Raw genomic sequence first — 24411 nt, forward strand, 5'->3', positions numbered from 1 at the left:
GAGCAGGTGAGGGGTGGAAATCGTAGCTACCGTAACGGTTCCGGGGAGGCGATCGCCAATGCAGCCGCCGCGCGAAAACGGTCCTTGTTACGGGGCGGGGAGGTCGCCGCGGATCGTCGCAAAGCTGTACGCCACCATGTAGATGCCGACGATGGCGGCGATCCAGAGAAGTGTCACTTTTGCCTCGTACTCGAGGCGGGGGATGAGGCGCTCGAGCCGCGGGAAGAACTTCTGGCCGAAGAGCAGCGCCAAGGTGGCGAGGATGACCGTCGGCAAGATCATGACGAGACAGTAGACGCCCACGGCCCCGGCTTTTGCCGCGGAGGGGATTTCCCAGCTGCCGATGATGCCCATCGCTGCGATGTACGGCAGCATCGTCGCCGCCTCGGTAAGTGATGCGCCGAGGCCCAGGGCGACCATGCTTGGCACACTGCTTGTGGCTCCGGCTGCGCGTTTCGGCAACTGCCCGGGTTCGGGCTTCTTGGGGTTGGGGCCGAAGATGCCGAAAAGCGCGAGGACCGCGCCCAGTATCAACGTGATCCATGGGAAGACGTCGGTCTGCGTGGCCCGTTCGGCAATTGAGCCCAGGCCGGCGAACCCGAGGAGGATCCCTAGTCCGAGGAGGAAGTACACCGCCGCAACGGTAAGCAGGTAGGTGGTCAGCGCCGGTACGCGGACGGCGCGCCAGTGGACGATAAGCGCAAGGGGGATGACAAGGGTGCCCAAGCTCAGGCTGTCGAGCAGCGCCAAGCCAACAACGGCGATGACTGAACCCATGCGGATCTCCGGATCTCTCGTACGAACGTATTACACCGTACGAACGTACGAGAATCTAGACTGGGGCGCAACCATGAATGATTTTTCCCTGGACCATCAGTTCTCAGAATCGGCCGCGACCGTCGCCGACGCGACCATCCGCATCATTGCGTCGCGGGGGCTCGATGCCGTGAGCGTGCGGGAGGTGGCGAAGGAATCCGGGTTCGCCGCCGGCTCTGTGCAGTACCACGCTCCGAACAGGGACACCCTGCTGGCTCACGCGTTCATCCGCTCCATCCAGCGCCAGAGCGAGCGGGTGGCGGCGGTGCCTGAAAGGGAAGGCGAGCTCGAAACCTGGGTGGCGAGGCTTGCAGAGCTCCTCCCGATCGGAGGTGTGCGTTCCGAAGACGCCGCAATCTGGGTCACGTACGGCTCCGCCTCTGCAACCCGGGACTGGATTGCGAATCTCTATACCGAGGTCCTCGAAGACTTTCAGGACAGCGTTGTCGCTGCGATGGGCGGTGAGGAGGACGCAAAGCCCAAAGCGCGCCTAGTTACCGCGCTGGTCAACGGCCTCACTCTAGACAACCTGCGGGTTCCCGAATCGGAGGCCGACCGCATCCTGGCTGACCTCCGTGAGGGCCTGCGCCTCCTCTTCGCCGGCTAACCCGCGCCACCCCGCGAGCCACACCAAGGAATCACCATTGAAGCGATTACGCTTGGCTCCAACTGCCCACAACAGAAAGTGAGAGCTGTGGAGACGAGCAACAACCTCGCGGTGGACACGCTTGCGCGTGTGCTGATGCCGAAGAAAGGCGAGCCGCACGACGTGCGCATGCTGTACCTGATCGAGCAGGAGCAGAACAAGCAGCGCCTGCGCTGGTCGGACCGGACGAGTTTTGAGGTTCCTGCGGGCAACGAGGTTTCCTTCGAGACCTACTTCAATGCGTTCCCGGCGAGCTACTGGCGCCGCTGGTCGCAGCTGGACACCGTCGTCCTGGCGATGACGGTTCAGGGCCGCGCGACGATTTCGGTGTACCGCTCGAAGTACGACGGCACCCGCATCAGCGTGACCAACGTGGACGCGACCGGCTACACGGAGATCCCGTTGAAGCTGGGCAACTTCGAGGACGGCGGCTGGCTGTGGTTCGACATCACCGCCGAGGAGGACACGCGCATCAGCGATGCGGCGTGGTGCTCCCCGCAGGAGCCGCAAGAGCAAGTGCTTGACGACGGCACCGTGGTCCCACCCCAACCCAAAAAGGTCGCCGTTGGCATCCCCACGTTTAACCGTCCCCGGGATGCGGTCAACGCGTTGCATGCGTTGGCTGAGGACCCGTACGTGGAGGCGTCGATTAGCAATGTGCTCATGCCCGACCAGGGCAACCAGCACCCGGCGGACGAGCCGGACTTCGCCGAAGCGGAGAAGAATCTCGGTGGCAAACTGCAAATTTTCCACCAGGGCAACCTGGGCGGCTCCGGCGGCTACTCGCGCATCATGTACGAGGCGCTCAACAGCACCGACGCGCCGTTCATCCTGTACATGGACGACGACATTGCCATCGAGCCGGACTCCATCGTGCGCTCCGTGCAGGCCGCACGCTACGCCAAGCAGCCGATCCTGGTCGGCGGCCAGATGCTCAACCTGCAGGACCGCTCCCAGCTGCGCACAACCGGCGAGACCGTCGACCCGAACATCTTCATGTTCTCTGCAGCCAAGCACGCCGTGTACGACCACGACTTTGCCAAGTACCCACTCGGCTACGTGGGCACTGAGGAAGAGGATCTGGATCCGCGTAAGACCACCTCGCGCCCGCTGCACCGCCGCATCGACGTGGACTACAACGGCTGGTGGATGAACCTGTTCCCGCGCGTCGTCGCAGAGAAGATGGGCCTGCCGCTGCCGCTATTTATTAAGTGGGACGACAACGAGTACGCCCTGCGCGCCAAGGAAGCGGGCTTCCCAACCGTCACCTGGCCGGGCGTTGCCATCTGGCACATGGCCTGGGCCGACAAAGACGACGCCATTGACTGGCAGGCCTACTTCCATATGCGCAACCGCCTCATCGTCGCCTCCATCTACGGGCCGGACAACCCCGAGGCGATGCTGAAGAACATGCAGAAGTCCACCGCGAAGCACTACTTCTGCATGGAGTACTCCACCATCGCCATCCAAAACGAGGCAATGCGTGACTTCCTGAAGGGCCCGGACCAACTCTTCGACATCCTCGAATCCTCGTTGCCGCGCATCCAGAAGATCCGCAGCGAGTACTCCGACGCGCAGGTCCTGCCGTCCGCGACCGAACTGCCCGCACCCACCGGCGCGCCGGGTGTGCCGACCAACAAAATGGGCGGCCGCCTGGCCAAGGTGAAGAAGATCCCGTGGGCCGTCAAGGCGCTGCTGCACCTGCGTAAGGACGAAGACCGCGCCCACTGGGATGCCCCGCAGCTGAACCTCACCGCGGAGGAAGCCCGCTGGTACACCCTGGCACGTGTGGATTCCGCAACCGTGTCCACCGCCGGCGGCACCGGCGTGGCCTTCCGCAAGCGCGACAAGGCCCTCGCCGACAAACTTGTTGAAGAGCAAAAGCAGCTGCGCGCCGACATCAAGCAGCGCTGGCCGGAACTCAAGCGCATCTACCGCGACGCGCGCGAAGACCTCACCAGCCACGACAACTGGGGGAAGGTGTTCGATGCCCAGTAAGGAAACAGACCTGCTCGTCGCCATCCAGGACGCGCTGTATTCTCCCGCCACCGCCAAAGGCGCCCGTGTGCTCTCATACTTCGGTGAGCACGACCTGGGCTGGCTAGGCGTTGCGATGGCTGGCGCCATCGCAACGAGCATCGGGGACGTCGATAAGCAACGGCGCTCAAAGTGGCTCGCACTGGGCGTTGGCACCTTCGCCGCGCACGCCGCAACCGTGGTGCTCAAACGCATCGTGCGACGCCCACGCCCGAACGACCCGCGGGTGAAGATCGGAGTGGGAACGCCCTCCCAACTGTCGTTCCCGTCCTCGCACGCTGCGAACACGGGTGCCGCCGCCGCGCACCTGGCCAACATCACCGGAAAGAAGTGGCCGTGGCTGCTGGTGCCCGTAATGATGCTGTCGCGTAACGTGCTCGGCGTCCATTACCCGACCGACACCCTCGCCGGCGCACTGCTCGGCGCAGGGACGGCGAAGGCCGTGATTGAAGCGGAGAAGAGGATTTAAGTGGCACACACGCAAGAACCTATCGACGAGCCGCTGCTGAAGTCTGAACCCCACACCTCAGGTGTGGACCAGGTGATGAAGAAAACCCCACCGAAGAACCTCGTCGACGCGATGATCAAGGGGCTGCGCCCCAAGCAGTGGGTGAAAAACGTCCTCGTGCTGGCGGCACCGTTGGCTGCCGGCGCGGAAGCGTTCACCCGCCACACCGTGGTGGACATCCTGCTGGCGTTCATCGTGTTTTGCTTCGGTGCGTCCTCGATCTACCTGATCAACGACGCCCGCGACGTCGAATCGGACCGCCGCCACCCGACGAAGCGTTTCCGCCCGATCGCCTCCGGCATGCTGCCGATCAACCTGGCATACATCATGGCGGCGGTGCTCATCGCCGCAGCGCTTGGCCTGTCGCTGCTGGCCACCGACGGCGCTGCACTGGCCTGGGTCATCGGTATTTATATTGCGCTGCAGCTGGGCTACTGCTTCGGCTGGAAGCACATCCCGGTGATTGACATCGCCCTGGTGTCCTCCGGCTTCATGCTGCGCACCATGGCCGGCGGTGTCGCTGCCGACATCGAGCTGTCGCAGTGGTTCCTGCTGGTCGCCGCGTTCGGTTCCTTGTTCATGGCGTCCGGCAAGCGCTATGCAGAACTGCTGCTGGTCAAGGAAACCGGCGCGGAGATCCGCCGCTCGCTGCAGGGCTACACCGAAACCTACCTGCGCTTCGTCTGGACCCTGTCCGCCACCGCCGTGGTCATGTCCTACGCACTGTGGGGCTTCCAGCTTTCCAACTCCGTCGAGGGCACCGCCGCCATCTGGTACCAGGTATCCATGGTGCCGTTCGTGATCGCGATCCTGCGCTACGCCTCCGTGGTCGACGGCGGCCAGGGCGGTGCACCCGACGAGATCGCCCTCGAGGACCGAGTGCTGCAGCTTCTCGCCGCAGCTTGGATCTTCTGCATCGTCATGGCGGTCTACGTTGTGCCGAACTTAGGTTGGTAGGACAAAACGCAGTAACATCTGCGCAATGACCAAAAACGCCCGCATCTCCGCGCTCGCCGCAGCCGTGGTGGCGGGCGTTGCCGCATTCTGGGGCGGTTGGACCCGCCGCTGGATGTCCGACGACGGCCTGATCGTCCTGCGCACCGTGCGCAACCTGCTGGCCGGCAACGGTCCCGTGTTCAACGCCGGCGAGCGCGTGGAGGCCAACACCTCCACCCTGTGGCAGTACCTGATCACGCTGTTCGGGTGGCTCACGGATGCCCGTCTGGAAAGCATCGCCATGTGGCTGGCGTTGCTGTGCACCGCCGCAGCAGCCGCCACCGCCGCGTACGCCTCCGGCAAGTTCTGGGGCAGGGTCGGCCCCGTCATCCCGTTCGGCATCATCATCTATATTGCGCTGCCGCCCGCGCGCGACTTTGCCACCTCCGGGCTGGAGTGGGGCATGTCGCTGCTGTGGATCGCCATCTGGTGGGCGGCACTCGTCGCCTGGGCCGAGGACCCGGTCAAGCGCCGCGCGCCCTACGCCGGCTACTTCCTCGCGTTCTGGTCCGGCCTGTCCTGGCTGGTCCGCCCCGAACTCGCGCTCTACGGCGGGGTGGCAGGCATCATGCTCATCGCGTTTAGCCCCCGCAAAACGCTAGGCATCCTCGCCGTAGCGCTGCCGGTTCCCGCCGGCTACCAACTGTTCCGCATGGGCTACTACGGCCTGATCACCCCGCACACCGCGGTGGCCAAGTCCGCCAGCGGCTCTGAATGGGCCCGCGGCTGGGAGTACTTTGCGGACTTCTTCGGCTATTACTGGCTGGCCCTGCCTCTCCTCGGCGCTGCTGCGGTGGGGGTGTGGTTGTTGTGGGGTGCGAGGGGGCGTCGATTAGCAATTGTGTGTTTGACCACCGGCGTTGCACTCGCGCACATGCTGTACGTGCTGCGCGTCGGCGGCGACTTCATGCACGGCCGCATGTGGCTGCTGCCCCTGTTCGCGCTGCTGCTGCCAGTGATGGCGGTGCCGTACACCAAGGTGACCGCATCAGTGGGCACCGCGCTTGTCGTGTGGGCCAGCGTGATCGTCCTGCGCGCGCATCCCATCGACTGGGAGCCGTACAACAACGGCGAAAAGGAACTCGGCATTGTCGACGAGCGCGACTTCTGGACCATGGCCGTCGGCCGCGACGCCGGCGACCCACCCCTGTACGCCGAAGACTTCCTCGGCTCGAAACTCATGGGGGACTGGAACGAGGCCATCGAGCAAGGCCTCGACGAGGACGCCGCCCAGATCAGCCTGGCCGTCGTGAGCTCTGATCCAACGCGCTACAAGTGGTTTGTGCGCGAGCGCCAGCCCGACGCAACCGACCAGCGCGATCTGGAACTGACCGCCTACATGGTCAACCTTGGCATGACCAGCATGAACGCGCCGCTGAACACGCGCATCCTGGACACGGTCGGCCTGGCCACCCCGATCGCCGCACGCATGCCGCGGGTGCCGGACGGGCGCATCGGCCACGACAAGGAACTGGGCCTGGAGTGGCAGGTGGCGGACACGGATGCGGATCTGGACAAGTTGCCGCAGTTCGTCGATAAGCAAAAAGCGCAGGACGCGCGCGAAGCATTGCGTAGCGACGACATCGCCGACCTGCTGGCCACCTCCCGCGAACCCATGAGCTGGGACCGCTTCTGGGCCAACGTCCGCTACTCGTTGGGCCCGGGCCGCACGCTCACGCTTGACGACGACCCCACGCACTACCTCAGTCACACCAGCCCCACCCGACAAATCGCCTGGCCGACCGAGTGAATAGCGGACTATGTTTCGGGTTGGTAACGTGAACGTGTCTTTTGCCTGAAAACACGTCTCGAGGGGAATGCATGAACACTCGAACCTCCGTGCGCCGCAAACTCACCGCGGTGCTGGTCGCGATCCTCAGCGCGATCTCCATCGTGAGCGCGCCACAGGCCGCCGCGGCCAACCGCGACTGGCTGCGCCCCGGCTGCACCTGGGACCGGGTCGGCTACTGGGTCCAGCGCTGCAACGTGTGGTCGGCCGCAATGAACCGCCACATCCCGGTACAGATCCAGCCCGCACAGCGCGGCGGCAACGCGGGCCTGTACATGCTGGATGGCCTGCGTGCGACGGAGCGCACCAACGCGTGGCTCAACGACGTCAACGCGGCACGCACCTTTGTTAACCACAACATCACCCTCGTGCTGCCGGTGGGTGGACAGTCGTCGTTCTACACCGACTGGAACGCCCCGGCGACCTACGACTTCAACAACCCGGTGACCTACAAGTGGGACACGTTCCTGACCAAGGAGCTGCCGCCGTACCTGCAGCAGCACTTCGGCGTGTCGCCGACGAACAACTCCATCCTCGGCCTGTCCATGGGTGGCACCGCCGCGGTCAACCTGGCTGCGCTGCACCCGAACCAGTTCCGTCAGGTGCTGTCCTACTCGGGCTACCTGGCCACCACCATCCCGGGTGGTCAGACCGCGCTGCGCGCCGCGCTCCTGGATGGCGGCATGTACAACGTCAACGCCATGTGGGGCTCCTCGCTGAACCCGCGCCGCTTTGAAAACGATCCGTTCCTGAACATGGGCAACCTGCGCGGCAAGGACGTGTACGTCTCCGCAGGCTCCGCCGTGCCGGGCCCGGCCGATGCGAAGTACCTGCCGCAGCACCAAGCCGCCGGCATCGCGCTCGAAGGCGTTGCCAACGCGACGACGCGCGCCTGGTCCGCCAAGGCCACCGTGACCGGCGTGAAGCACACTGCCGTGTTCACCCCGACCGGCCTGCATAACTGGGATCAGTTTGGCAGCCAGCTCGAGGCCACCAAGCCGCGCATCCTGAATGTGATGAACGCCTGGTAGTTCCCCAGAGTAAAGGCGCGTGCGGATGTGATCCGCACGCGCCTTTTGTTGTTTGTAGAAGTGTTTGCAGTAACGCCCCGCGTGTCGCGCTCGATTAAACCCTCAAGTGAAACTTAAGATTTAGGGCGATACTCTTGTGACACAAGTAGCCCGACGAGGTAGGAGACTCATGCGAGACAACCGGATCACCCCCACCAGGCTCACCGCAGCCCTGCTGCCTGCCGCGCTGGCTCTCACGCTGGCGCCGTCGGCCGCAGTCACCGCCCAAGCACAGTCCTCGGACCTTTCGTCGCTGTCGTCGAACCGCGGCATCTCCGACGGTCTGCGCCCGTCCGACCCGCCAAAGCGCACTCCGATCGAGGTGGAGAAGAACCCCGAGATCCCCGGCCTGCCGGAGGGCGTGAAGGTGGACCGCATCGAGTGGATCACCAGCCGTCGCGTAGCCGTATTCATCAAGTCCGCGGCCATGCCGAAGGAACTCATCCAGGTGCAGATCCTGCTGGCACGTGACTGGCACTCCAACCCGACCGCGAAGTTCCCGGAAGTGTGGGCGCTCGACGGCCTGCGCGCGCGTGACGACGAAAACGGCTGGACCATCGAAACCAACATCGAGCAGTTCTACGCCGACAAGAACGTCAACGTCATCCTCCCGGTCGGCGGCGAGTCCTCCTTCTACTCCGACTGGCAGCGGGAGAACAACGGCAAGCACTACAAGTGGGAGACGTTCCTGACCAAGGAGCTCGTCCCGGTGCTGAACAACGAGTTCCGCTCCAACGGCAAGCGCGCCGTTGTCGGCCTGTCCATGGGTGGCACCGCCGCAGTCAACCTGGCTGAGCGCAACCCGCACCTGTTTAACTTCGTCGGCTCGTTCTCCGGCTACCTGGACACCACGACCACCGGCATGCCGTCCGCGATCAAGGCCGCGCAGCTGGATGCCGGCGGCTACAGCGCCGAGGCCATGTGGGGCCCGCTGGGCTCCCAGGACTGGATCGACCACGACCCGAAGCTGGGCATTGAGAACCTGAAGGACATGACGGTCTACGTCTCCTCCGGTTCGGGCCGCGACGACTACGGCAACGCCGAATCCGTGGCCAAGGGCCGCGCGAACGCTGCCGGCATGGGCTTGGAGGTCATCTCGCGCCTGTCCACCCAGACGTTCGTGGACTACGCCTCGCGCACCTCCGTCAAGCCGATCGTGCGCTTCCGCCCCTCTGGCGTGCACTCGTGGGAGTACTGGCAGTTCGAGATGGCACAGGCATGGCCGTACATCGCTAACGCCCTCGACGTGCCGGAGGCTGACCGTGGCTCCAAGTGCAACCCGATCGGTGCGATCGCAGAAGAGACCAAGTCCGGCGTCATCGGCACCTGTGTCAACGACGAGTACAACGCGGGCAAGGACGGCAAGGGCAAGGCCCAGGACTTCCGCGGCGGTACTGCGTTCTGGTCCCCGAACACCGGCGCGCACGCCCTGTACGGCGCGATCCTGGCCAAGTACAACGCGCTCGGCGGCGCCGCTGGTTGGCTCGGCTTCCCCACCACCGGCGAGCTCCAGGCACCGGACGGACAGGGCCGCTTCGTCCACTTCGAAAACGGCTCCGTCTACTGGACCGCGAACACCGGCGCCTACGCCATCCCGGGCGACATGTTCAAGGCATGGGGCGCCAACGGCTACGAGACCGGCGACCTGAAGTACCCGGTCGCCGAGGCCAACAAGGTCGGCGACGGCTACGTGCAGAAGTTCCAGGGCGGCTACCTCACCCGCAATCCGGACGGCAAGCACTACATCGTCCACGGTGCGATCGGCGAGAAGTACGGCGAGATCGGCACCGCCACCTCCGAGCTCGGTTACCCGAAGTCCAACGAGATCGCAATCAAGGGCGGCTTCTTCCAGGAGTTTGAGCACGGCAACATCTACTGGTCCGCTGCCACCGGCGCCCACACGATTCTCAAGGGCGACATCTTCAACGAGTGGGGCAAGCGCGGCTACGAGCAGGGCGAGCTCGGCTGGCCGGTGAAGGACATGGCGAAGATCCCGGCTGGCGGTCTGACCATCGACTTCCAGCACGGCACGGTTGAGCAGGTCAACGGCGTGGTCAACGTAAGGAAGAAGTAATGCGCAAATTCGCCCTTTGCTTGACGACGATCACCTGCACCGCCGCCCTCACCGCCTGCGGTGGAGCCACCGTGGACTCCGAGGACGTCACCGAAACTGCGGCCACCTCGGCCACGGAAACGGCCACCTCGGCCACTGAGTCGGGTACCGCGTCCGCGACGGAATCCGCGACGGCGTCGTCGGCGGGTGGGGCGCCGCGGTCGTCGTCACGCAATGGCGCTGGCGACCAACCGGCACGCGAAGTGGAAACCGTGCCCACCCAGGTGCCGTCCTATGCGCCGGAGGAGCAGGCGTTTCTGGATCACCTCAGGCAAAACGGGGTGAACGTCGACGGTCTTGAAGACCAACTCACAGCAACCGGGTTTACCGTGTGCGACGACGATACGATCACCCGCGACGCCGTCGCCGGGCAACTGGTCGAACAACGCCGCACCGACATGGACGCAGGCACCGTAGCGACCCTGCTCAGCGACACCGCTCGCGCCAACCTGTGCGGCTAACCCCGCACGTGTAAGGAGTTTTCATGCGCCGATCGCGCAACGTTGTCGTCGTCGCTGCCGTGATTGTGGTGCTTGCGCTAATCGGCCTAGGTATCTACCAGTGGCGCACCACCACCGACAGCGACCTGCCGTCGGCGAGCAAGCCGCCAGAGTCGAGCGCGCCCGAGCGTGTCGACGAGCCCGACTGGTGCCCCGCCGTCGAAGTCATCTCCGTGCCGGGCACCTGGGAATCCGCAGCCGACGACGACCCGTTCAACCCCCAAGCCAACCCGGCCAGCTTCATGCTGTCCATCACGCGCCCGCTGCAGGAGATGTACGACATCAACCACGTGCGTGTGTTCACCGTCCCGTACACCGCGCAGTTCCGCAACATCCAAACCGCGCACGGCCGCGCCGAGATGACCTACGACGACTCCCGCGCCGAGGGCACCGCGAAACTGCGAGGCGAACTGGACTTCGTGGCGCGCACCTGCTCGTCGACAAAGTTCATCATTGCGGGCTTTTCGCAGGGTGCGGTGATTGTGGGGGACGTGGCGTCGTCGATAGGCAATAGCGAGGGTCCGATCAACCCGGACCGTCTGCTCGGCGCGATGATGATCGCCGACGGACGCCGAGAAAACGGCGTGGGCATCAACCCCGGCGCCGAAGTGCACGGCACCGGCGCGGAGATCGTCCTGCAGCCGCTGCAGCGCGTCGCCGACGCCGTCACCCCCGGCGCCACCATGACCGGACCACGCCCCGGCGGCTTCGGTCTCGTGGAGGATCGTGCCTACGAAATCTGCGCGCCGAACGACACCGTTTGCGACGCCCCACTGGGTGTAGGCAACGCGATCGAACGCGCAAACGCACTCATTTCGGCAAACGGCAATCATGCACTATATGCCACAAATCCGGACGTGATTCCGGGCTCGACAGTGCCCGAGTGGGCTGTCAATTGGGTCCGTGACGTGGTAGAGAGTTTGTAACTCGAATACAGGTGTAAAACAAGGAGTTTTTCGATGGATCTTCAGCAACTGACCGCCCAATTCATCGGCCCCGACGGCGACATCGCCCTGCCAGAACACTTCACCCTGCCCAGACTCGCCGAAATGATCCACCAGGCCCAACTGCAGGCCGGCGGCGGCGACGCGATCAACGTCCGCGCGTGGGACTTTTCCACCGACCCAGCTGGTGTGGAAACAACGTTCACCCGCTCCGAGGTCAACACCCGCATCAAGGCCGTCGCAGCACGCCTCGCCCAGGTCGGCGAGCCGGGCGCACGCGTCGCGCTGATGGCGCCGAACTCCGCCGAGTACGTCTTCGGCTTCATGGGTGCGCTCTACGCCGGCCAGGTGCCGGTGCCGCTGTACGACCCGACCGAGCCGGGCCACGAGGGCCACTTGCGCGCAGTGCTTGGCGACGCCGGCGTCCAGATCGTGCTCACCAACTCCGCCGCCGCCCCCGCTGTGCGCCGCTACTTCGCCGACCTGCCCGGCACCGAGCGTCCCCGCGTCATCGCCGTGGACTCCCTGCCGGACACGCTCGCCGAGTCCTACCAGCCGATCCCGCCAGTGCCGGGCGAGGACACTGCGAACCAGATCTGCTTCCTGCAGTACACCTCCGGCTCCACCCGCAACCCGGCAGGCGTGATGATCACCAACGAGGCGCTGGTCACCGACGTCCTGCAGATCAACGACGCGGTGAAGTTCGAAACACCGATGCGCATCCCGACCTGGCTGCCGCTGCACCACGACATGGGCATGATCGTGGCCATGATCGGCGTCGTGCTGGGCCAGGAGATTGAGATCTTCGCCCCGCGCGACTTCATCCAGCAGCCGAAGCGTTGGGTGGAGCGCCTGTCGCGTCGCGACGACGACCTCGCCGACATCCACGTCTACACCGTGATCCCCAACTTCGCGCTGGACCTCGCCGCCCGCTACGCCGCGCCGGAATCTGCGGACCAGTACGACTTCTCCGCCGTGGAGTGCATCATCATTGGCTCCGAGCCGGTTACCCGCGCGGGCGTGACCGCGTTTATCGACGCGTTCAGCGCCTCCGGGCTCGACCGCTCCGTGCTGCGCCCGTCCTACGGCCTGGCCGAGACCACCCTGCTGGTGTCCACCGACCGCACCGATGAGCGCCCGAAGTTCATCGAGTTCGACCGCGACGCACTCGCAGAGGGCAAGGCCGTCCCGGCGGAAGGCGGCGTGGCTACCGCGTCGAACGGCCAGCCGGTGAACTGGATGCACTTCGCCATCGTCGACCCGGAGACCCGCAACGAGGTCGAAGACGGCACCATCGGTGAAATCTGGGTCCACGGCAAGAACGTCGCCGCCGGCTACCTGGACCGCCCGGAGGAGACCGCCGCGACGTTCCACAACACCATCGGCGAAACCATCCAGGACGGCATGCCGAAGGACAACTGGTGCGCCACCGGCGACCTGGGCACCATGCTCGACGGCCACCTGTACATCACCGGCCGCGTCAAGGACCTCGTGGTCGTGGCGGGACGCAACCACTACCCGCAGGACATCGAAGCCACCGTCATGGAGTCCACCGACCACGTGCGCAAGGACTCCGTCGCCGCATTCGCAGTGCCTGGCGACGACGTCGAGCGCCTCATCATCATGGTCGAACGCGCCGACAACGCCTCCGCCGACGGTGACGCAGCCGCCATCGACGCCATCCGCTCCGCCGTCACCGCCAAGCACGGCATCGCCCCGGAGGTCGTCGAGTTCTACGGTCCGGGCGAGATCGCACGCTCCTCGGCAGGCAAGATCGCCCGCCGCGTCAACGCGAAACGATTCACCGATCGCGAACACGCTGCAACGCAGTAACAAAACCCCGCCGGTGGGCGATAGTCTGAGCTGTTATGAACGAGCATGATCTGATTCAGTGGCTCACCAGCTGGGTTGAGCGCGCCACCGGCGTAGATAACGTCGACCCGACCACGCCGCTGGAGACCTACGGCCTCGCATCCCGCGACGCCGTGATCCTCTCCGGCGAACTGGAAACGCTCCTCGGCCGCCGCGTAGACCCGACCATCGCCTACCAGTACCCGACCGTCGCCGCGATCGCCGCGGCGCTGACGGCGGTGAAGGCGGAGGGGCCGGTGAGGCGTCGTCGTCAAGCAACTGCGACCCCTGGCACCCACGACATTGCCATCATCGGCTCCGCCGGCCGCTTCCCAGGCGCCAAAAACAACGCCGAATTCTGGCAAATGCTCATCGAAGGCCGCTCCGCCACCGGCCCACTTCCCGCACCACGCTGGAATGAATACCTCGGCGACCCCGTCGTCCGCACTAAAATGTCGGAAGAAAACACCGACGGCGGCTACATGGACGGCATCGCCTCCTTCGACCACGAATTCTTCGGCGTCTCCCCACTCGAGGCCCAAAACATGGACCCGCAGCAACGCATCATGCTCGAAGTTGCGTGGGAAGCCCTCGAAGACGCAGGCCTCGCACCCAGCAAGCTGCGCGGCGAACCCGTCGGCGTGTTCGTTGGCTCGTCCAACAACGACTACGGCATGCTCATCGTCGCCGACCCAGCCGAGGCGCACCCGTACGCGCTGACCGGCGCATCCTCCGCGGTCATCCCGAACCGCATCTCTTATGCCTACGACTTCCGCGGCCCGTCCATGAACGTGGACACCGCCTGCTCCTCGTCGCTGGTGTCGGTGCACCACGCGGTGCGCGCGCTTCGCGACGGCGAAGCCGACGTCGCCCTAGCCGGCGGCGTGAACATCCTGGCCAACCCGTTTGCCTCGCTTGCGTTTTCGGAGTTGGGCGTGATCTCGCCGACCGGGCGCATCCACGCGTTTTCCGACGACGCCGACGGCATCGTCCGCGCCGACGCCGCAGGCTTCATCGTGCTCAAGCGTGTCGACGACGCCATCGCCGACGGCGACAACATCCTCGGCGTAATCAAAGGCTCGGCCACCAACTCCGACGGCCACTCCAACGGCCTGACCGCCCCCAACCCGGACGCCCAGGTAGACGTGCTGCGCCGCGCCTACGACGACGCCGGCGTGGATCCGCTGCAGGTCGACGTGGTCGAAGCCCACGGCACCGGCACCATCCTCGGCGACCCGATCGAGGCCACCGCACTCGGCGAAGTCCTCGGCCGCGGACGCGACGCTGGCTCGCCGCTGCTGCTGGGGTCGGCGAAGTCCAACATCGGCCACTCCGAATCCGCCGCCGGCGTCGTCGCGCTGATCAAGGTGATCGAGGCGCTCAAGCACGACACGATTCCGGAGTCCATTAACTTCACCGCCCCGAACCGCTACGTCGACTTCGACACTGAGCGCATCGAGGTCGTCCAGGACCCGCGCGAGTGGCCGCGCTACTCCGGCCGCCGCATCGCCGGCGTGTCCGGCTTCGGCTTCGGCGGCACGAACGCGCACGTGGTCGTCGCCGACTTCGACCCGGCCGACTACGACACCCAGACACCCGAAACCGAGCCGTCCTTCGAGGGCGTGTCTGCGGCGGCGTTGCCGGTGTCGGGCCTGTTGCCCTCTCGTCGCAAGGAAGCTGCCGGCGCGCTCGCCGACTTCCTCGAAGGCCGCCCCGACACCGACCTCATCCCGGTGGCGCGCTCCCTGGCCAAGCGCAACCACGGCCGCTCCGCCGCCGTCGTCCAGGCCACCACCACCGAAGAAGCCGTCAAGCGCCTACGCCAGGTCGCTGCCGGCAAGATCGGCCCCGGCATCGCATCCGCCGACGCACCGACCCCGATGGGCCCCGTCTTCGTCTACTCCGGCTTCGGCTCCCAGCACCGCAAGATGGCCAAGGAACTCATCGCCCGCTCGCCGCTGTTCGCCCGCCGTATGCGCGAACTCGACGAGATGGTCAAGTTCCAGGCCGGCTGGTCGATGCTCGAGATCATTGATAACGACGAGCTGACCTACGACACCGAAACCGGCCAGGTCACCATCACCGCCATCCAGATCGCGCAGACCGACCTGCTGGCCTCCGTCGGCATCACCCCGGCCGCCACCATGGGCATGTCCATGGGTGAGATTGCCGCAGCCTACGGTGCCGGCGGGCTGAGCGACGAGGACTGCATCCTCATCGCCACCGCCCGTGCCCGCCTCATGGGTGAAGGTGAAGAAATGATTGCCGGCACCGACCAAGAAGGTGCGATGGCGGTTGTGGAGTTGTCGCGCGAGGAGCTGGCGGAGTTCGTCGATAAGCATGAGCAGGCTGCAGGCGTTGAGCCAGCCGTCTACGCGGGCCCCGGCATGACCACCGTCGGCGGGCCGTCGAAGGCCGTCGACTACATCGTCGAGGCACTCACCGCTGAGGAGAAGTTCGCCCGCAAACTCAACGTGCGCGGCGCCGGCCACACCAGCGCGCTCGACCCGATCATGGGCGAGCTCGCTGGCGAAATCGCAGGCATCACCCCGCGCCCGCTCACGGTGCCGCTGTTTACCTCCGTCGACCGCGGCGAGGTCTACCAGCCCGGCCAGACCATCCACGACGACGCCTACTTCCTGCGCATGACCCGCCAGCCGGTCTACTTCCAGGACGCCACCGAAGCCGCGTTTGCCGCCGGCCACACCACGCTTGTGGAGATCACCCCGAACCCGGTTGCACTGATGGGCATGATGAACACCGCCTTCGCCGCCGGCCAGCCGGACGCCCAGCTGCTGTTCACCACCAAGCGCAAGGTCGACGAGCTCGAGTCGCTTTTGGACCTCGCCGCGAAGCTCTACGCCGGCGGCGTGCCGGTGGACTTCGGCGCCTTCTACGGCGCAGGCAAGGTCATCGACGCGCCGAAGATGGCGTTTAAGCAGGTGGATCACTGGACGCCGGCGAGGCCGTCGTCGGCAAGCACGTCGCTTTTGGGCTCCCGTGTGACGCTGCCGAGCGGCGAGGTCGCGTTCGCGACCGCCGCCGACCAGGTCTTCAGCCCGCACCAGCTCATCGAGGCCGCTGCGGCCGAGGTAGCCGAGGGTGCGCGTGTCGTCGCTACGGAAGAGCACGGCTACCTGCCCGCAGACGGCGAGGTGACCACTGTGGTGGCGTCCTCGCTCGGCGGCGTGTCCGTCAAGGTGTACGACGGTTCCGCGCTGGTTGCGGAGGGTTTCGCCTCCACCATCGACCGCGCCCCGGTTCAGGGCGTCATGGAGCCCACGCGTATCGACGACACCCCGGCCGCCGCCTCTGACGAGGACCAGGACGACGACATCGACGCCGTGCGCTGGGACCCCACCTCCGGCGAGACCGTCGCCGAGCGCCTGCGTGGCATCGTGTCCGAATCCATGGGCTACGACCCCGAGGACCTGCCCGACGAGCTGCCGCTGATCGACCTCGGCCTCGACTCCCTGATGGGCATGCGCATCAAAAACCGGGTGGAAAACGACTTCCAGATCCCACCGCTGCAGGTGCAAACGCTTCGCGACGCCTCCGTCGCCGATGTCATCCGCATCGTCGAAGACGCCGTCGCAGGCCGCACCGATGCGCCTCAGCCGATGGCTGTCAACGACGAGGCGCGCGACCCGGCCGCTGCTGCCGAAAAGACCCAGGGCGTGGGCGTCGCCCCGCGCGACGCGTCCGAACGCATGGTGTTCGGCGCCTGGGCGAAGTACGCCGGTGCGGCGGCTGCTGGTGTGACGTCGGATTTGCCGGAGATTAGTAAGGAGCAGGCGGGCGAGATCGCCGCGCACCTGACCGAGCGCTCCGGCATCGAGGTCACCGCCGAGGATGTGCTGGGCGCCGAGACGCTCGAACCGCTTGCGAACAAGGTCCGCGAGGGTCTGGAGACCCCGGTCGACGGCAACATCCGCGTCTTCCGCGATGGCGACGCCGCCAAGAACCCGGTATTTGTCTTCCACCCGGCGGGCGGGTCGTCGTCGGTGTACGCGCCGCTGGCCCGCCGCCTGAATAAGGACGTCCCGGTCTACGGCGTCGAACGCCTGGAGGGCTCCCTCCAGGAGCGTGCCGCCGAGTACGTCAAGGACATCGAGCGCATCGCAGGCGAGCGCAAGGTCATCCTCGCCGGCTGGTCCTTCGGCGGCGCCCTGGCCTACGAGGTCGCATCCCAGTTGGGCAACGACAAGATCGACTTCATCGCGCTTTTGGACACCACCCAGCCGTCTGAGCCGATCCCCGACACGCTCGAGGAGACCAAGGCGCGCTGGGGCCGCTACGCCGCCTTTGCCAAGGAAACCTACGGCCTGGACTTCGAGGTGCCTTACGAGCTGCTCGAAACCGCCGGCGAAGAAGCGCTGCTGACCATGCTCACTGAGTTCCTGGCCAGCACCGACGCCTCCGAGCACGGCCTGGCCGCCGGTGTCCTGGAGCACCAGCGGGCATCGTTCGTGGACAACCAGATCCTCAACCACCTCGACTTCACCCGCTGGGCCGACGTCGACGTGCCGGTGCTGCTGTTCCGCGCCGAGCGCATGCACGACGGCGCCATCCAGCTCGAGCCGAACTACGCCCACATTGACGAGGACGGCGGCTGGGGCGCTATCGTGAGCGACTTGACCATCGTCCACCTGCCCGGTGACCACTTGGCGGTTGTGGACGAGCCGGCGGTGGGCATCGTCGGTAAGCACATGAACGCATGGATCGAAGGGAAGCGATGAGTACCGCCGACAAACTCGCCGACCTGCGCGAACGGCTAGACAAAGCGCAGGACCCGGGCTCGGAACGCTCGCGCAAGCGTCGCGACGACGCCGGCCGCACCACCCCGCGCCAACGCATCGACGCCCTGCTCGACGAGGGCTCCTTCGTCGAAATCGGCGCGCTCGCCCGCACCCCCGGCGACCCGGACGCCGTCTACTCCGACGGTGTGGTCACCGGCTACGGGCGCATCGACGGCCGCCCCGTCGCCGTCTACGCCCACGACAAAACCGTCTACGGCGGCTCCGTCGGCGTGACGTTCGGCCGCAAGGTCACCGAGGTCATGGAGTTCGCCATCAAGATCTCGTGTCCCGTGATCGGCATCCAGGACTCCGGCGGCGCCCGCATCCAGGACGCGGTGACGTCGCTGGCCATGTACTCCGAGATTGCCAAGCGCCAGCTGCCGCTGTCGGGCCGCGTCCCGCAGATCTCGATCATGCTGGGCAAGTCCGCCGGCGGCGCCGTCTACGCCCCGGTGACCACGGACTTTGTCATCGCCGTCGACGGCGAGTCCGAAATGTACGTCACCGGCCCGAACGTGATCCGCGAGGTCACCGGCGAAGACATCACCTCTGCCGAACTCGGCGGTGCGCGCGTACAGGAGCAGGCCGGCAACATCCAGGCCGTGGTGGCTACGGAGGAGGACGCCTTCGACTACGTCAAGGACCTGCTGGCCCACCTGCCCACCTCCACCTTCGACGCGGCCCCCGTCGTGACGGCCCCCGCGGACGAGGAGTTGGACGACTCCGCACTCGATTCCTTCATGCCCGACGACACCAACGCCGGCTACGACATGATGGACTTGCTCGTGCAACTTGGCGACGACGACGACCTCGTCGAAATCCAAGCCGGCTACGCCGAAAACCTCATCTGTGCCTTCGGCCGCATCGACGGTAAGGCAGTCGGCTTCGTCGCCAATAACCCGATGTACGCCGCTGGCTGCATCGACGCGGACGCCGCCGACAAGGGCGCGCGCTTCATCCGCACCTGCGACGCCTACAACATCCCCATCGTCTATGTCGTGGACACCCCCGGCTACCTGCCCGGCGTGGAGCAGGAGCGCGAAGGCCTGATCCACCGTGGCGCGAAGTTCGCGTTCGCCGGTGTGGAAGCCACCGTGCCCAAGGTGACGCTGGTCGTGCGCAAAGCCTACGGCGGCGCGTACGCGGTGATGGGGTCGAAGAACCTCAACGGCGACATCAACCTCGCCTGGCCCACCGCCCAGATCGCCGTGATGGGTTCGGCGGCGGCGGTGGTGATGCTGCAGGGCAAGCAGCTCGCCGCCATCGAGGACCCTGATCAGCGCGAGGCCATGAAGAAGATGTTCATGGACTTCTATGACCAGGAGATGACTTCCCCGTACGTGGCTGCGGAGCGTGGGTACATCGACCAGATGATCGAGCCCAATCAAACACGCATTGCTTTACGACGAGCCCTTCGCCAACTGGCCACCAAACAAGAATTCGACCTTCCTAAGAAGCACACCATCAGCCCCCTGTAAGAAAGGCCCTTCTTCTATGCTTTCCTCCACCCTCGACCTGTTCGGCGACCTTGTCAGCATGATCATCTGGTTCATCAACGGCATCCAGACGGGTGATCCGCTCTGGAACTTCGGTTCGAGCTTCTAGGCTTTCTTCGCCCAGAGTTTTGCGATTCCGCGCCAGCCGAGCATGAGCAGCGCGGACATGGTCGTCGCCACGATGATGAACGACCAGTGGGGGATCGAACCGTTGCGGATGCCCCAGATCACCAGGCCGGTGATCACGGTGACCGGCCAAATGATGCCGCCCTTGTTGTCACGGGCGATCAGCCACCCCAGCGTTACACCGAGGGCGAACGGCCACAGGGTGGACAGCCAGCCGGTGAAGTTGAACGGCATGTCGTCGGACTGGTGGGCAGCGCGCGCGAGCAGCGCGAATACCGCGATGGCGACGTAGTCGGCCGCGATCGCGGTGGGGCGTGTGATTCGTTTCGTCATACTCGCAGATGGTAGCGCCCGAACAGCGCGTCCATGATTCCGCCGGGCCTAAACACCGGGTACCCGCGCGGCGAAACCCACACCGGCCGGCCCCGGATCCGTTCGATCCTCCCGCGCCGGTTGGTGTGGCGGGGGTCGTCGTGGTTGACCCGGTTGTGGTACCTGCACAGGGGCACCAGGTTGGCCAGGTTGGTCTCGCCGCCCTGGGACCACGCCGTGATGTGGTGGAATTCGCACAGATCCGCCGCCATCCGGCAGCCGGGTACGGGGCACATCGGGGTGGCCATGCGGGCTAAGTCGCGCTGCTTCGCGTTGGCCACGCGCTGGGTGCGGTACAGGTTCACCGGCCCGGCCTCCGGGTGCACGAGTGCGACCTCGTTCGGGAACATCTCGCCCAACAGTGCGGCGACGTATTCGGCGCCGGTGATGGTGGTGCCGTCGGAAAGTGCGAGCAGGACGTCGTCGCCGTGGTCGGCGAGGATTGTCACGTGCTGGTCCGCCGGCACCGCCACGATCGGGCGCGGCGCCTGCACCTGCACCCCGCCGCCCGCGGTGAGCATGTCGGCGAACCGGGCGAACATTTGCGGGCCCGCCGGCTTCGACGCGTCCAGCCCGGAGCGCAACTGCTTTTCCAGTGCTGCCAGCACGTGTTCGTCGCCGCAGCCGGAGAACTTCCGCTTCCCGCCGCGTGAGGCAGAGAAGCGGAAGGCGTCTTCGGGGGTGCGGTCGTCGTCGGGAAGCAATTCGCGTGCGGCTTTCTGCACCGCCCGGTAGTCGCCGCGCACCTCGAGCAGCGCAAGCCGCGGCGCCCAACGCTCGTTGACTGGCAGGCGCTTCAGGCGGCGCTCGATGGCCACCAACTGGTGCAGCGAGAACCCCCGCGCCCGCTCCAGCGCCACGGCCTGTTTGCGGGTGTAGGCGGTGCGGCCGAAGTACACCTCGCGCAGCCCCGCCCACGCGGACACCTGCGCCGGGTCGAGGCCTGCCTGGAGAGCGTACTGCTCGTCGAAACCGGCGAGCGCATCAACGGCGCTGGCCAGCGTGTCCACGAGAGCAGTAAATGAAGTCATGCATTTCAACCTAAAGCGCCGGCCAAACTTGCGCAACGGCCCTGTGGATAACTCGCGATTATGCCGTTGGTTTATCCACACGTCCCAGGTAGAAGGCGGAATAGACGATCCAGCCGATGGCGGTCACGAGCGCAAACGAGATGGCGCGGTAGATGACGGTAGCGGCGGTGGCGTCGGCAAGCGAGAGGCCCCCGGCGACCAGCATGCCCACCGCCACCGGCTCCACGGTCCCCAGGCCGCCGGGCGTGACTTGGGCGGATCCCGCGAGTTTGGTCATGATGAACGCCAAGCAAATCCCCGACAGCGAAATACTTGACGACGACCCCACCGCCCACACCGCACACACCATCGTCGCAAGGTCCAGCAGCCGGTTACACAGCGACAGCCCGGCCGCACCTGCGAAGGCTGGGGCGGAGATGCGGATGGCGGAGACCTGGTCGATCACGGACACAGCGCGCTCGTGCACGCGCGAGGGCAGAAACCGCACCCAGCGCTTGAGCACCGCGGGGTTGAGCGTCGCCCAGAACACTGCGGCGATGGTCAGCGCGGCCGCCACGAGCGACAACACGAGAGACGTCACCGACAGGTCGGCACCCAGCAGCACCACGGCGACGATGCCGATGAGCACCAGCCATACCGTGGACAGCGCACCGGAGACGACGAAGAACCACCCACACAGCCCCGTCGACGCCCCCCACGAGCGGTGCACCCGGTACGTCAGCCACGCCGATAGTGCCGGTCCGCCCGGCACGGTGGTGGACCACGCGTTGGAGGCGAACACGATCGCGTTGGTGCGCGCCACCCCCGTGATGCGGCCTTCGACGTTGAGCAGGATCTGCATCACCCCGGCCATCGCCACTAACGCCAGCAAGGCTGTGACCACCGTGCCCAACAGCGGCAGCGGCGAAGCGGACCGAACGGCGCGCCAGGCGTCGCCGAAGAACGGCATCTGGTCGCGAAGCACTACCAGCACCACCACGGCCAGGACGACCGGGGCGATCCAGCGCAGCCAGGTCCTAGCGTTCAAGTTCTTTCTTCTTCAGCTGCTCGAGGGCGCGGCGCTGCTCGATGTCGCGCATGAGTTCGCTAAACGGCACCAGCGTCGCGTCCTCTTCGACGGAGACGCCGGCGCGGCCGGGCAGGGTGTCAACGACCATGTGCTCGATGGGGGTTTCGGTGGGTGGTGTCGTCGATACGCCAGAGCCCTCGCCGAGTGCACCCGCAGCACGTTTGACCCAGCGTGGCGCCCACCAGTTGTCCTCGCGCAGCAGGTGCATCACGCCGGGCACGAGCAGCAGGCGGATGATTGTCGCGTCGAGGGCGAGAGAGAAGATCATGCCGTAGGCGATGTACTTCATCATCACAATGTCCGACAGGGCGAACGCGGCGGCGACCACGATCATGATGGCGGCCGCGGCGGTGATAATCCCACCGGTATGGGCGGTGCCGTCCTTGATGGCGTCGTCGGTACGTGCACCGTCCTGGCGGGCCTCCACCATGCGGGAGACCAGGAACACTTCGTAGTCGGTGGATAGGCCGTAGAGGATGGCGACGATGAGCACCAGGATCGGGCTCATCAGTGGGCCCGGCGTGAAGTTGAGCACCCCGGCGCCGAGCCCGTCGACGAACACGGCGGTGAGGAAGCCGAGGGTGGCGCCGATGCCGAGGATGTTCATGATCACGGCCTTTGCTGGCAGGATCAGCGACCCGAACACGAGCGCCATGAGGAGGAACGTCGCGAGCACCATGTAGACGCCCATCCACGGCAGGCGCTCCAGCAGCGCTTCGATGGATTCGACTTCCATGGCGGGGGTGCCGCCGACGTAGGTGGTCACGCCCTCCGGCACGTCAATCTGACGCAATTGCTTGACGACGTCCGCCCCACCGTCCCTGTTCTCCAACGGCGCCGACAGCACCGTGATGTCGCCTTCGGTGGGGTAGTCGGGCTTGAGCGGGCGGGTGAAGCCGTCGATCTCGCGGGTCTGCATGACGATCTGGCCGAGCTGCGCGTTGTCGGCGCCCTGGACCACGAGTTTCACCGGGTCGGTGCGGAAGGCGGGGAACTCTTCGTTGAACTCGTCCTGCGCTTGGCGGGTGACCTGGTTGGGCGGCAGGTAGGTTTCGTTGATGCCGCCGAACGCGATGCCGACAATCGGCACGGTTAGGGCGATGAGTAGCGCCGCCACCCCGACGACAACGGGGCGGGCGTGGCGCATCGCCCAGGCGGGGATCTTGTACCAGACCGTATCTTCCATGCTGCGCTCTTTGCGACGACGCACGGACAGGAAATCGATCTTGGTGCCCAGCATGCTAAATAGCGCCGGCAGCACCGCCACCGAAATCACCGCGGCGAGCACCACCGCGCTGATCGCACCGTAGGCAACCGACTTGAGGAACGCCTGCGGGAACATGAGCAGGCCGGACAGCGCGACGCCGACCATGAGGGCGGAGAAGAACACCGTCTTGCCGGCCGTGTTGGTGGTCACGGCGACGGCCTCTTCGGTGTCCAGGCCGCGGTCGAGTTCCTCGCGGAAGCGCGACACCATGAACAGCCCGTAGTCGATGGCCAGGCCCAGGCCGAGCAGCGTAATGATCGACTGGGAGAAAATATTGACCTGCTGGAACTGCGCCAGCACCGCCAGCAGCGACAGTGAGCCGATGATGGACAGGATGCCCACGATCAACGGCATCGCAGCGGCCACCACGCCGCCGAACACAAACAGCAGGATGATGGCAACGAACACCAGGCCGATCTTTTCGGCGCGCGCGATGTCGTCGGCCATGCCGGTGTCCAACGCGTCGGCCACGGCGGTGGCGCCGGCGATCTGGGCGGTGCCGCCAGGGACCTCCAGCGCCTCGAGCGCGGGCTGGATGGTGCGGAAGTCCTTCAGCGTCTGCTCGCCGTCGCCCTTCAGCCCGATCGCGGCGAACGCCTTGGTGTGATCGGCGTTGACCAGTTGCGGGTTGGGACGCTCGAAGTAACTGGTGATGTGCGCGATCTGGTTAGGGTGCTGCGCCTTGAGCTCCCCCAACTGTGCATTCACCTTATCGACGACCTCCGGCCTGTCCACCCCATCCGGCGCCGTCACCAGCAGGATCACATCGCCGGAGTTGTCGCGGCCGAACGTGTCGTATTCGATCTGCGCCGCCGTCGTCGAATCCGCGCCCGGGTCTTCCCAGCCTTCTTGGGAGAGGCGGTCGGCGAGTTTGGATCCGAACAGCACTTGCATCAGCAGGATCAGCGCGATGACGATGACCGGGATGATGCGGCGGTGGCGGTAGGCGAAGTGGCCCCACTTGTAAAACACGGCGGGCTC

At 65.9% G+C, this 24411-nt stretch carries 17 protein-coding genes; 12 read left to right on the top strand and 5 right to left on the bottom strand.

Annotated elements, in window-relative coordinates; genetic code table 11:
- Nucleotides 1–87 precede the first annotated feature (87 nt).
- Nucleotides 88–777, bottom strand: coding sequence for a GAP family protein (locus HMPREF2656_RS01980; RefSeq protein WP_070815705.1), 690 nt, complete (start codon nucleotides 775–777; stop codon nucleotides 88–90).
- Nucleotides 778–850: 73 nt separating this feature from the next.
- Here HMPREF2656_RS01980 and HMPREF2656_RS01985 point away from each other — a divergent pair, with 73 nt between their 5' ends.
- The 12 genes from HMPREF2656_RS01985 (at nucleotide 851) to HMPREF2656_RS02040 (ending at nucleotide 19547) form a co-directional block, all read left to right on the top strand.
- The gene (locus HMPREF2656_RS01985; protein WP_070568842.1) at nucleotides 851–1423 is read left to right on the top strand and encodes a TetR/AcrR family transcriptional regulator; all 573 of its coding nucleotides are present in this window, start codon (nucleotides 851–853) and stop codon (nucleotides 1421–1423) included.
- 87 nt (nucleotides 1424–1510) lie between these two features.
- Nucleotides 1511–3460, top strand: a complete 1950-nt coding sequence (locus HMPREF2656_RS01990) for a glycosyltransferase (protein WP_141760971.1) — start codon at nucleotides 1511–1513, stop codon at nucleotides 3458–3460.
- On the top strand, nucleotides 3450–3968 hold the full coding sequence (locus tag HMPREF2656_RS01995) for a phosphatase PAP2 family protein (protein ID WP_070423326.1): 519 nt from the start codon (nucleotides 3450–3452) through the stop codon (nucleotides 3966–3968). Before HMPREF2656_RS01990 ends, HMPREF2656_RS01995 begins: the two co-directional genes overlap by 11 nt.
- Nucleotides 3969–4964, top strand: coding sequence for a decaprenyl-phosphate phosphoribosyltransferase (locus HMPREF2656_RS02000; RefSeq protein WP_070423325.1), 996 nt, complete (start codon nucleotides 3969–3971; stop codon nucleotides 4962–4964).
- 25 nt (nucleotides 4965–4989) lie between these two features.
- Nucleotides 4990–6753, top strand: a complete 1764-nt coding sequence (locus HMPREF2656_RS02005; protein WP_070815706.1) for an arabinofuranosyltransferase AftB family protein — start codon at nucleotides 4990–4992, stop codon at nucleotides 6751–6753.
- A gap of 71 nt (nucleotides 6754–6824) precedes the next feature.
- Nucleotides 6825–7823, top strand: coding sequence for an alpha/beta hydrolase (locus tag HMPREF2656_RS02010; protein ID WP_070423323.1), 999 nt, complete (start codon nucleotides 6825–6827; stop codon nucleotides 7821–7823).
- Nucleotides 7824–7992: 169 nt separating this feature from the next.
- A complete protein-coding gene (locus tag HMPREF2656_RS02015) occupies nucleotides 7993–9936 on the top strand; it encodes an alpha/beta hydrolase-fold protein (RefSeq protein WP_070423322.1) in 1944 nt (647 codons plus the stop codon).
- Complete coding sequence (locus HMPREF2656_RS02020; RefSeq protein ID WP_070423321.1) at nucleotides 9936–10436, top strand: hypothetical protein; 501 nt, start codon at nucleotides 9936–9938, stop codon at nucleotides 10434–10436. Before HMPREF2656_RS02015 ends, HMPREF2656_RS02020 begins: the two co-directional genes overlap by 1 nt.
- Before the next feature lie 23 nt (nucleotides 10437–10459).
- On the top strand, nucleotides 10460–11401 hold the full coding sequence (locus tag HMPREF2656_RS02025) for a cutinase family protein (protein ID WP_070423320.1): 942 nt from the start codon (nucleotides 10460–10462) through the stop codon (nucleotides 11399–11401).
- A 33-nt stretch (nucleotides 11402–11434) separates the two neighbouring features.
- The gene (locus tag HMPREF2656_RS02030) at nucleotides 11435–13252 is read left to right on the top strand and encodes a FadD32-like long-chain-fatty-acid--AMP ligase (protein ID WP_070615576.1); all 1818 of its coding nucleotides are present in this window, start codon (nucleotides 11435–11437) and stop codon (nucleotides 13250–13252) included.
- Between the two features lie 35 nt (nucleotides 13253–13287).
- Nucleotides 13288–18009 carry a type I polyketide synthase gene (locus tag HMPREF2656_RS02035; RefSeq protein ID WP_070815707.1) on the top strand — a complete coding sequence of 1574 codons (4722 nt, stop codon included), beginning with the start codon at nucleotides 13288–13290 and terminating at the stop codon, nucleotides 18007–18009.
- On the top strand, nucleotides 18006–19547 hold the full coding sequence (locus HMPREF2656_RS02040; RefSeq protein ID WP_070815708.1) for an acyl-CoA carboxylase subunit beta: 1542 nt from the start codon (nucleotides 18006–18008) through the stop codon (nucleotides 19545–19547). The genes HMPREF2656_RS02035 and HMPREF2656_RS02040 overlap by 4 nt, the downstream gene beginning before the upstream one ends.
- Before the next feature lie 123 nt (nucleotides 19548–19670).
- On the opposite strand, the gene HMPREF2656_RS02045 is transcribed toward HMPREF2656_RS02040, so the two are convergent.
- Genes HMPREF2656_RS02045 through HMPREF2656_RS02060 form a run of 4 tightly spaced genes read right to left on the bottom strand, consistent with a single transcriptional unit; the run spans nucleotide 19671 to nucleotide 24402 of the window.
- The gene (locus HMPREF2656_RS02045) at nucleotides 19671–20024 is read right to left on the bottom strand and encodes a DUF3054 domain-containing protein (RefSeq protein WP_246825073.1); all 354 of its coding nucleotides are present in this window, start codon (nucleotides 20022–20024) and stop codon (nucleotides 19671–19673) included.
- Nucleotides 20021–21094, bottom strand: coding sequence for an HNH endonuclease signature motif containing protein (locus tag HMPREF2656_RS02050; RefSeq protein ID WP_083319407.1), 1074 nt, complete (start codon nucleotides 21092–21094; stop codon nucleotides 20021–20023). Before HMPREF2656_RS02050 ends, HMPREF2656_RS02045 begins: the two co-directional genes overlap by 4 nt.
- 58 nt (nucleotides 21095–21152) lie before the next feature.
- Complete coding sequence (locus HMPREF2656_RS02055) at nucleotides 21153–22121, bottom strand: lysylphosphatidylglycerol synthase transmembrane domain-containing protein (protein WP_070815710.1); 969 nt, start codon at nucleotides 22119–22121, stop codon at nucleotides 21153–21155.
- The gene (locus HMPREF2656_RS02060) at nucleotides 22111–24402 is read right to left on the bottom strand and encodes an MMPL family transporter (RefSeq protein ID WP_070815711.1); all 2292 of its coding nucleotides are present in this window, start codon (nucleotides 24400–24402) and stop codon (nucleotides 22111–22113) included. The genes HMPREF2656_RS02055 and HMPREF2656_RS02060 overlap by 11 nt, the downstream gene beginning before the upstream one ends.
- Nucleotides 24403–24411: the final 9 nt, after the last annotated feature.

The sequence above is a fragment of the Corynebacterium sp. HMSC034B08 genome (genome assembly GCF_001835805.1).
Classification (GTDB): Bacteria; Actinomycetota; Actinomycetes; order Mycobacteriales; family Mycobacteriaceae; genus Corynebacterium; species Corynebacterium coyleae.

Coding starts and splice junctions, on each gene's coding strand:
- HMPREF2656_RS02010 (WP_070423323.1), top strand. CDS start 6,825: ATGAACACTCGAACCTCCGTGCGCCGCAAACTCACCGCGGTGCTGGTC.
- HMPREF2656_RS02035 (WP_070815707.1), top strand. CDS start 13,288: ATGAACGAGCATGATCTGATTCAGTGGCTCACCAGCTGGGTTGAGCGC.
- HMPREF2656_RS02005 (WP_070815706.1), top strand. CDS start 4,990: ATGACCAAAAACGCCCGCATCTCCGCGCTCGCCGCAGCCGTGGTGGCG.
- HMPREF2656_RS01985 (WP_070568842.1), top strand. CDS start 851: ATGAATGATTTTTCCCTGGACCATCAGTTCTCAGAATCGGCCGCGACC.
- HMPREF2656_RS02045 (WP_246825073.1), bottom strand. CDS start 20,024: ATGACGAAACGAATCACACGCCCCACCGCGATCGCGGCCGACTACGTC.
- HMPREF2656_RS02040 (WP_070815708.1), top strand. CDS start 18,006: ATGAGTACCGCCGACAAACTCGCCGACCTGCGCGAACGGCTAGACAAA.
- HMPREF2656_RS02015 (WP_070423322.1), top strand. CDS start 7,993: ATGCGAGACAACCGGATCACCCCCACCAGGCTCACCGCAGCCCTGCTG.
- HMPREF2656_RS02030 (WP_070615576.1), top strand. CDS start 11,435: ATGGATCTTCAGCAACTGACCGCCCAATTCATCGGCCCCGACGGCGAC.
- HMPREF2656_RS02050 (WP_083319407.1), bottom strand. CDS start 21,094: ATGACTTCATTTACTGCTCTCGTGGACACGCTGGCCAGCGCCGTTGAT.
- HMPREF2656_RS02020 (WP_070423321.1), top strand. CDS start 9,936: ATGCGCAAATTCGCCCTTTGCTTGACGACGATCACCTGCACCGCCGCC.
- HMPREF2656_RS01980 (WP_070815705.1), bottom strand. CDS start 777: ATGGGTTCAGTCATCGCCGTTGTTGGCTTGGCGCTGCTCGACAGCCTG.
- HMPREF2656_RS01995 (WP_070423326.1), top strand. CDS start 3,450: ATGCCCAGTAAGGAAACAGACCTGCTCGTCGCCATCCAGGACGCGCTG.
- HMPREF2656_RS02025 (WP_070423320.1), top strand. CDS start 10,460: ATGCGCCGATCGCGCAACGTTGTCGTCGTCGCTGCCGTGATTGTGGTG.